Origin of the sequence: Veillonella parvula (assembly GCF_001553335.1) — a bacterium.
Lineage (GTDB): Bacteria > Bacillota > Negativicutes > Veillonellales > Veillonellaceae > Veillonella > Veillonella parvula_S.
Genome location: NZ_KQ960784.1, coordinates 227,605 through 235,430, shown reverse-complemented (window position 1 = coordinate 235,430; position 7,826 = coordinate 227,605). Strand labels below are relative to the sequence as shown.

8 protein-coding genes are annotated in these 7,826 nt (G+C 38.2%); all 8 read left to right on the top strand.

What is annotated here, in order from left to right; translation table 11 throughout:
• Positions 1-848 precede the first annotated feature (848 nt).
• The 8 genes from HMPREF1865_RS03000 to HMPREF1865_RS02965 all read left to right on the top strand — a co-directional run bounded on the left by HMPREF1865_RS03000 (position 849) and on the right by HMPREF1865_RS02965 (position 7,822).
• Positions 849-2,567, top strand: a complete 1,719-nt coding sequence (locus HMPREF1865_RS03000; RefSeq protein ID WP_060919146.1) for an FAD-binding protein — start codon at positions 849-851, stop codon at positions 2,565-2,567.
• A gap of 1 nt (position 2,568) precedes the next feature.
• Positions 2,569-3,531: a succinate dehydrogenase/fumarate reductase iron-sulfur subunit gene (locus HMPREF1865_RS02995; protein ID WP_060919145.1), complete on the top strand. Its 963-nt coding sequence runs from the start codon at positions 2,569-2,571 to the stop codon at positions 3,529-3,531.
• Positions 3,531-4,406, top strand: coding sequence for a CoB--CoM heterodisulfide reductase iron-sulfur subunit B family protein (locus tag HMPREF1865_RS02990; protein ID WP_024061523.1), 876 nt, complete (start codon positions 3,531-3,533; stop codon positions 4,404-4,406). Before HMPREF1865_RS02995 ends, HMPREF1865_RS02990 begins: the two co-directional genes overlap by 1 nt.
• Before the next feature lie 466 nt (positions 4,407-4,872).
• On the top strand, positions 4,873-5,619 hold the full coding sequence (locus tag HMPREF1865_RS02985) for a BUD32 family EKC/KEOPS complex subunit (RefSeq protein WP_008602139.1): 747 nt from the start codon (positions 4,873-4,875) through the stop codon (positions 5,617-5,619).
• Between the two features lie 225 nt (positions 5,620-5,844).
• Positions 5,845-6,051 carry a DUF1659 domain-containing protein gene (locus HMPREF1865_RS02980; RefSeq protein ID WP_009352393.1) on the top strand — a complete coding sequence of 69 codons (207 nt, stop codon included), beginning with the start codon at positions 5,845-5,847 and terminating at the stop codon, positions 6,049-6,051.
• A gap of 223 nt (positions 6,052-6,274) precedes the next feature.
• Positions 6,275-6,496, top strand: coding sequence for a DUF2922 domain-containing protein (locus HMPREF1865_RS02975; RefSeq protein ID WP_060919144.1), 222 nt, complete (start codon positions 6,275-6,277; stop codon positions 6,494-6,496).
• Between the two features lie 313 nt (positions 6,497-6,809).
• Entirely contained in the window at positions 6,810-7,421 is a 612-nt protein-coding gene (locus HMPREF1865_RS02970; protein ID WP_008714758.1) for a MotA/TolQ/ExbB proton channel family protein, read from the top strand.
• On the top strand, positions 7,418-7,822 hold the full coding sequence (locus tag HMPREF1865_RS02965; protein WP_008714760.1) for an ExbD/TolR family protein: 405 nt from the start codon (positions 7,418-7,420) through the stop codon (positions 7,820-7,822). Before HMPREF1865_RS02970 ends, HMPREF1865_RS02965 begins: the two co-directional genes overlap by 4 nt.
• Positions 7,823-7,826 lie beyond the last annotated feature (4 nt).

Below are 7,826 nucleotides of genomic sequence, written 5' to 3'. Positions count from 1 at the left end.
ATTTGTCGCAATATATTTTACAATTCATCATATATAAACTTTCTTTTTTTGAAAGCCACAACACCATATAAGGTGACTATATATATAATATTATATAACTTATTTATCTATTATCATACCTTATACAATAGTAATGAGCAAAAGATGAATGTACATGCGAGTTTACAAGACTTTTCTTCATTTTTGAAAGCCTTAAAAATGGTGAAAGACTGAAACTTAATGAATTCTGCTAATGAATAAAATCTAACTATATCGAAGATTGCCGTATGCGCATAGATGAGGGTGATTTTATCGATTTTAGATGATGTGCGATAAATCACTAAAAAAACTTATGATAATTATTATCACAGAAATAAATGCTTGTTATGAACGGAGAAATACGATAATTTTCGATGATTAAATTCGAGGTGAATTTAGTAGGAATTTAATGGATATTAATTATTAGGAATGGTTAGCAATAATTAAAAAGCTTGTGTTTATGCGAATTCTATAGATACCAAAGGAAATAAAAACATAGAAAAATTTCGGAACCGAACTACTTTCGTAAAATCCTTAACTTCTTGTAAAAATTATTCATATAGGTAATTTTTTGAATCCTCTTTTTACCTTAAAAATACTAAGTGAAATAAATTATCAATTAGATTAATCAAAATTAATTATGCATAATAGGGTTTAGACATGACCTGAAATGCTCTCTATAATTATAGGTAAAGAAATAAGAAAAATCGCATAAGTATGGGGTTTTTCTTGAAAGAAAAATGATTAGGTTATCAAAAATTTTTATAAGTTTTTGAAATGAGATAGTCTAACAAGTTTTCTTATTAATAGGTAGTTATGAGGAGGTCATTATGGAACAGTTTGATGTTCTAGTAGTAGGTAGCGGTGGCGCTGGTCAACGCGCGGCTCTTGAAGTTGGTCGTCGCAAAGGCTTAAAAGTAGCTCTTATTACTAAAATTTTCCCAACTCGCTCTGCAACAGCAATGGCGCAAGGCGGTGTAAATGCATGTTTGAATAACGTTGCAGCTGAAGACACAATCGAAACACATACTTTCGACACAGTAAAAGGTTCTGACTATCTTGGCGACCAAGATGCGATCGAATTCTTCTGCTCTCGTTGTCCAGAAGGCGTACTTGAAATGGACCACATGGGTGCTCCATTCTCCCGTACTCAAGAAAACAAAATTGCGCAACGTAACTTCGGTGGTCAATCCTATCCACGTACTTGCTACTCTGCGGATAAAACTGGTCACGTAATTTTGCACACAACTTACGAACAATGCTTGAAAGAAGGCGTACACTTCTTACAAGAATGGTATCTTTTAGATCTTGTTAAATCTGCAGAAGGTCACGTTGGTGGCGCTGTAGTTTGGAACATGAAAGAAGGTAAAGTAGAACAAATTAAAGCAAAAGCAATTATCTTGTCTACTGGTGGTGCAGGCCGTATCTTCTGGACTCGTACTACAAACCCATTCCTTTCCACAGGCGATGGTATGGCAGCAGCATTCCGCGCTGGTAACGGCTTGAAAGATATGGAAATGATCCAATTCCATCCAACTGGTCTTGGTCGTACTGGTATCTTGATGTCCGAAGCGGTTCGTGGTGAAGGTGGTTACCTTCTTAACGCTGAAGGCGAACGTTTCATGAAAAAATATGCGCCTAACAAAATGGAATTGGCATCTCGTGACGTTGTAGCGAAAGCCATCGAAGATGAAATCGCTGCAGGTCGTGGCTTCGGTTCTGGCCTTAACGCATATGTAGTAGCTGACCTTCGTCACTTGGGCCCTGAAGTTATTATCGAAAAACTTCATGGTATCCGCGACTTAGCTATGTGCTTCGAACATTGCGATCCATTAGTACAACCAGTACCTATTCGTCCTACATGTCACTATACAATGGGCGGTATCGACGTAGTAGATTACAAAACTTGTGCATGTGAATTGCCTGGTTTGTTCTCCTCCGGCGAAGCTTCTTGTATCTCTATCCACGGTGCTAACCGTTTAGGTGGTAACTCCTTGGCAGACGGCGTAGTATTCGGTAAAGTATCCGGTGCTGGTGCAGCTGACTATGCTGAAACACATGAACAACCTAACGTAGATGCAGAATTAGCTGCAGCTGCAAAAGCTTGGGAAGCTAAATTCACTGAAGTAACAACTCGTGAAGGCGGTCGTCCTGTAGTTGAAATCCGCGATGCATTGGCTGATGCAATGTGGAACAAAGTAGGTATCTTCCGTAATGAAGAAGGTATTACTGAAGCATTAAAAGAAATCGATCAATTGATGGAAGATTACAAAACTTGTTATGTAGGTGACCCTGAACGTACTTACAACATGGCATTCGTTAACTATTGTGAAATCGGTTCCATGTTAACAGTAGCTAAAGCTATTGCTATGGGCGCTTTACACCGTCGTGAATCTCGTGGTGCTCATATCCGTGAAGACCATCCAAAACGTAATGATGAAAGATACTTAAAACACTCTTTGATCAAATTGGGTGCTAACGGCGAGTACGAATTGACTGAACGCGACGTAGTGTTCACTAAATACGAACCACAAGAAAGGAAGTACTAAGATGAGACAAATCACCTACCATATTCACCGTTACCAACAAGGTCGCGCGTTTGTACAGACTTTCAAATTCGACTATGAAGCTGACCGTACAATTCTTTGGGGCCTTCAAAAAATTAAAGATACTCAAGATCCAACTTTAACATTCTTGGCAGCTTGCCGTTCCGCAGTTTGCGGCGCTTGCTCCATTCGCGTAAATGGCGAAGCAATGCTTGGTTGCGAAGCTAAAATCGACGAATTAACAGAACGTTATGGTACTGATGAATTAACAATTGCACCTATCGGCAACTTCCGCGTTATCCGTGACTTAGTTGTTGACTGGGAAGCAAAAGTTGATCGTTTGAAAACAGTTGCTCCTTGGATCTTCCTTAAAGCAGAATTCAACGAAGGTGACAAAATCGTTCGCCAAACTCCAGCTGACTTCAAAAAATTTGTTGCTGGTACAGAATGTATCCTTTGTGGTTGCTGCGCATCTGAATGTAACAAATTGACTGCACGTCAAGATGACTTCTTAGAACCATATGTATTCACAAAAGCTAACCGTTTCGTATTGGATAGCCGTGATGATGCACCTATGGCTCACATTCAACCTGCATTCGACAACGGTCTTTGGAAATGCGTTCACTGCATGAACTGTATCTCCCGTTGCCCTAAACACTTAAAACCTGCTCAAGATATTTCCAACTTGCGTAAAGAAGCTACAAAAGCTGGTCTTACTAACAGCAAAGGCGTTCGCCATGCAGTTGCTTTCAAAGAGGACCTTTACAAAACTGGTCGCTTGAAAGAAGTTTCTATGAGCTTGAAATCTGATGGTGTTGTAGATTCCGCTAAACAAGCATTCTATGCTTTACGTTTGTGGAAACACAGCAAAATCAATCCATTCGAACTTGTAGTACCTCAAAAACCTGTAAATGGTATTGATGGTGTTCGCAGACTTATGAAAGCAGCTGAGGAGGTAAGCAAATAATGAAATACGCATTTTTCCCAGGTTGCGTTCTTGAAAGCGCTGCCAAAGAAGACTACTTAGCAACAGTTGCTGTAGCTAAAAAATTAGGCATCGAGTTGGAAGAACTTGACGGTTGGACTTGCTGCGGTGCGTCCCACGTTCAAGACATCGCTCCAGAAATTACACTTGCTACAAATGCTCGTAACATTGCATTGGCAGAAGAAAAAGGTTTGAACCTTTTAACTGTATGTAACACTTGTACTTTGATGCTTCGTGAAGCTAAAAATGAATTAGACAATAACGAAAAAGAAAAGAACGAAGTTAATAAAAAATTAGCTCAAATCGGTAAACAATACCGCGGTACAACTGATATTACTCATTTCTTATGGGTATTGATCCGCGATTATGGTTTGGATAAATTGAAAGCTAAAGTTGTTAAACCTTTAACTGGTTTACGTGTAGCTGAATACTATGGTTGCCATATTCTTCGCCCTCAAACTGAAATGGGCTTCGAAGATTATCAAATGCCTACATCCTTAGCAGATTTGATCTCTGCTATCGGTGCTACACCAATTGACTTCTCCCGTAAACTTGATTGCTGCGGTTTCCATGCAGTATACCCTGCACATGATTCCGTAATGCAAATGACTGGCTCCATCAATAAAGATGCAGCTACAGAAGGCGCAGATTGCGTAGTTACTCCTTGCCCACTTTGCCAAATGCAACTTGATATGTTCCAAAAAGAAGCTAAAGAAGTTGTAGGCGGCGGCAAAGATATGCCAATCTTGCACATGTCCCAATTAGTAGGTCTTGCTCTTGGCATTTCCCCTGCTGAAATGGGCATGCCTAAACGTCACTTAACTGATACTGCGGCAGTGACAAAATTTGTAGGTTAATTCGTTTGATTTAGACATGATCAGAGTTGGTCTATATAGTAGTCTGAATCTAAACCTATTATCATAATTACCAGAAGAACCCCCTAGCTTAAGCTAGGGGGTTTTTCTTTTCTATAAATAGAGCTTTAGTAATGGTAATAGTAACAGTAATAGGTTTGGATTTAATTGTACTGAATTATAAATCGTGAAGTATATATAAATCGATAAATGTAAAATAAATACAGTAAAATACTAACTTTATAAATAAATTTGATTTTGATATCGATTGATAATTGTAGTATAATAAGTACACAAATTGTATACACTTATATGAATAATAGCTAATATGTTGTAATTCATAAATTATTATAATGCTATATATACTAGACTATACAATATATTTTTGGGAGATATTATATTGGAAATGCTAGTCATTATGCTTTGAGAGGGTGATTAGCATTATAGAGTGTATATACGGGGGGAAATAATGAATGATATGCTATTAGAATATATTGATCGAATGATTGATCAAGAGACAGAACATCGTGTTTTTTCTGTGGATTTTAACAACAAACAGTACTTTGTAAAACAGGATATAAGTAACCATCGCTCTAGTTGGATTAAGCCCGCACCTAGAGCTTCTTTTGATTATGAGTTTTACAAGATTTCTTTTGTGAATACGCAATTGCCAGTAGCTCCTGTTATTGCTGGTTTTAGAGAACATTATTTTGTTACAGAAGCTTGTGGTAAAACGTTAACATATTATAGCCAATTGCCCGCTCAACATCCAGAGGATGATAGTTTGCAAGATATGTTAAGTCATATTTTTTATATGTTTGGCAAGACATTAGGTCAGTTGCATGATTATGGTTTGAGTCATGGTCGTCCTGCTATGCGCGACATTACATATGAGCCTGAACTAGATAAGATCACATTACTCGATTGGGAGAATAGCCGTCGTTGGCCTGAGTTAACACCACAAGGCTGGGATTTACTCGTCTTCGTTCACAGCTTCCTTCGGGAGGATAATTTATCCATTTCGTATCTATATGCTATGATGAATGGCTATAGCTCAGCTTGTACAGCTCGTGAGACAGTGCTACATATAAAAGAAATTTTACGTAAACATGAGTATCTTTTTAAATTCTGTCGTATGTTAAATCCTCTACATTTTGTGGACACTGAAGCGGCTGTTAAAGCATATGACTTTATATTGGCGTTGAAAACCGAATAATATGTATTTGAATAGTACTCGTAATAAGAGCACTTTATAGACCTTTACTGGTGGTATCTAGAATATTAAGTTTCTAGATAACACTTGGTAGAGGTCTTTTTCTATTTCAATTTATAGTATTACAGTCAGAGTTCAGCTACTTTCACCATAAGTACCTTAAATAACGGCAAAGGGGTTGTCGAATGAGGACCTCAGGAATATAAGAGGGTGAAAGGAGGTGATACGATGGCTAACATTAAACGCACTAAATTGGTGTTGCGTTTTAATATCGGTACCGAAGATGCGCCGAAGTACAAAGACGTAACCTATACTCGTGTTGCAGAAGAAGCGTCTGACGATAATGTGAAAACCGTTGGTAATGCGCTGGCAGCCTTGTATGACCACAGCTTGTCCGACGTGGTCCGCGTCAATGAAGTATCCTTAGGGCATTAAGGGTAGAGTTTCTACTCATTCTTGTTTTAGGTGATCCAAACACATTGTTAATTGCTGATTTCATACAGCCTCACATAGTCGTAAAGAGGTGTAGAAATAGCAAGTCCACACATTCCCATCCTTATTGATATGAATCGAAGATACGTATATTTGTAATCTAACATGTTTACAGCCTATCTAGATTCGATAAACTTGTTTATGAAACGTGAAAGGAGGCGCCCACATGGCGGAAAAACGCGTTGTATATCTTACATTTTCTACGGTCGGTGGTAAAAGCACATCAATCACAATTAGTGCTCCTCGTGCTGGAATTACTTTACAAGATGCTAAAACAGCGGCTAATGCGTTAGTAGCTAATAAAGTAATTCTTGGCGCTGGTGATGCAGAATTAGCAGCATTTACTACGGCTCGTGAAGTAAAGACACAAACTACTGAATTGCAATAGTACTGCTTCTATGATGTAGTCTAGAAAGGTACAAATATAATCTAAAGGTAGTATAAAAGCGATCATGGAGAAATCCTGGTCGCTTTTTTTGTGCATTAATTGAGATATAAATTCAAAATTATTTCAGATTCACAGATTATAATGTTCTATAAAGTGCTTGTTATACATATAAGATTGGAAAATGTAGTATGATATGATAGACTTATTAAGTGATTTTATTTATCAATTTATAATAGAATAGTCTGTTTGCAATCAGTTTGTTAGTGTAGGAAATTAGTATATAGAATTAAGCTACTTATAAAGGAGGTTTACGATGAAAGAGGCGTGGGAATTATTCTTACATGGTGGATTTGTTATGTGGCCGCTACTAGTGGCACTTATCATAACCGTAGCTATAGCGATAGAACGTATAGCTTATTATCGACAATTGAAGCGGGAAATGTTTGCTCTGAATGATGCATTAGAAGAGAGCGAAATAAACTGGCAATCCTTACTAATTAGCTTAGAATCTAAATATACAGCTAATATTTCGTATAATCTGCCTCGCGTGCTTGGACAGTGTCAGGATCGCAATGTATTGCAATCCAAAATGGAGGATATGGTGGCCCATGTTTATACGCACGCTTCCCGTGGCCTTGATTGGCTCTCTACTATTGTTACGATAGCACCATTATTAGGCTTGCTTGGTACTGTAACGGGGATGATCGGTGCCTTTCAAGTGTTCGGTGCTGACGGTGCAGTACCTACTGCTATTACCGGTGGTGTGGGGGAAGCCCTTGTCGCAACTGCTTCTGGTCTTTGCGTGGCTATTGTAGCATTGTGTTTTCATGCCGGGTTTACTCATCATGTACGTATGACAATATCTCGTTTAGAAGATTCATTTTCTCGTGTCTTAGATTCTTATGATCGGGGGCATGCTGCATGAAACGAATGAGCCGTATGGAGGGAGAAAAGCCTACTTTGATGATTATCCCTATGATTGATATCATCTTTTTCTTGCTCGTATTTTTTATGATTAGCACCATATATACGATTCCACAACAATCCTTGTCTATTATGCTACCAAAAACAAAAACACAACAGTCCGCAGAGTTGCGCCCGGTTTTAATTGATTTTGAAAAATCTGGACAGCTGATGATCGATGATGGATATGTGACGAAAGAACAGCTTATTAGCTCTGTGAAAGCTAAAATTGGAGAGAATAAAAATCAAAACTTCCTTATTCGTGCTGACAAGGATTTGAGTTATGGCAAGGTTGTGGAATTAATGGATGAGATGAAATTAGCCGGCGCTGCAAGTATTAGTATTGCCACTGTTAATAAATAGGTGA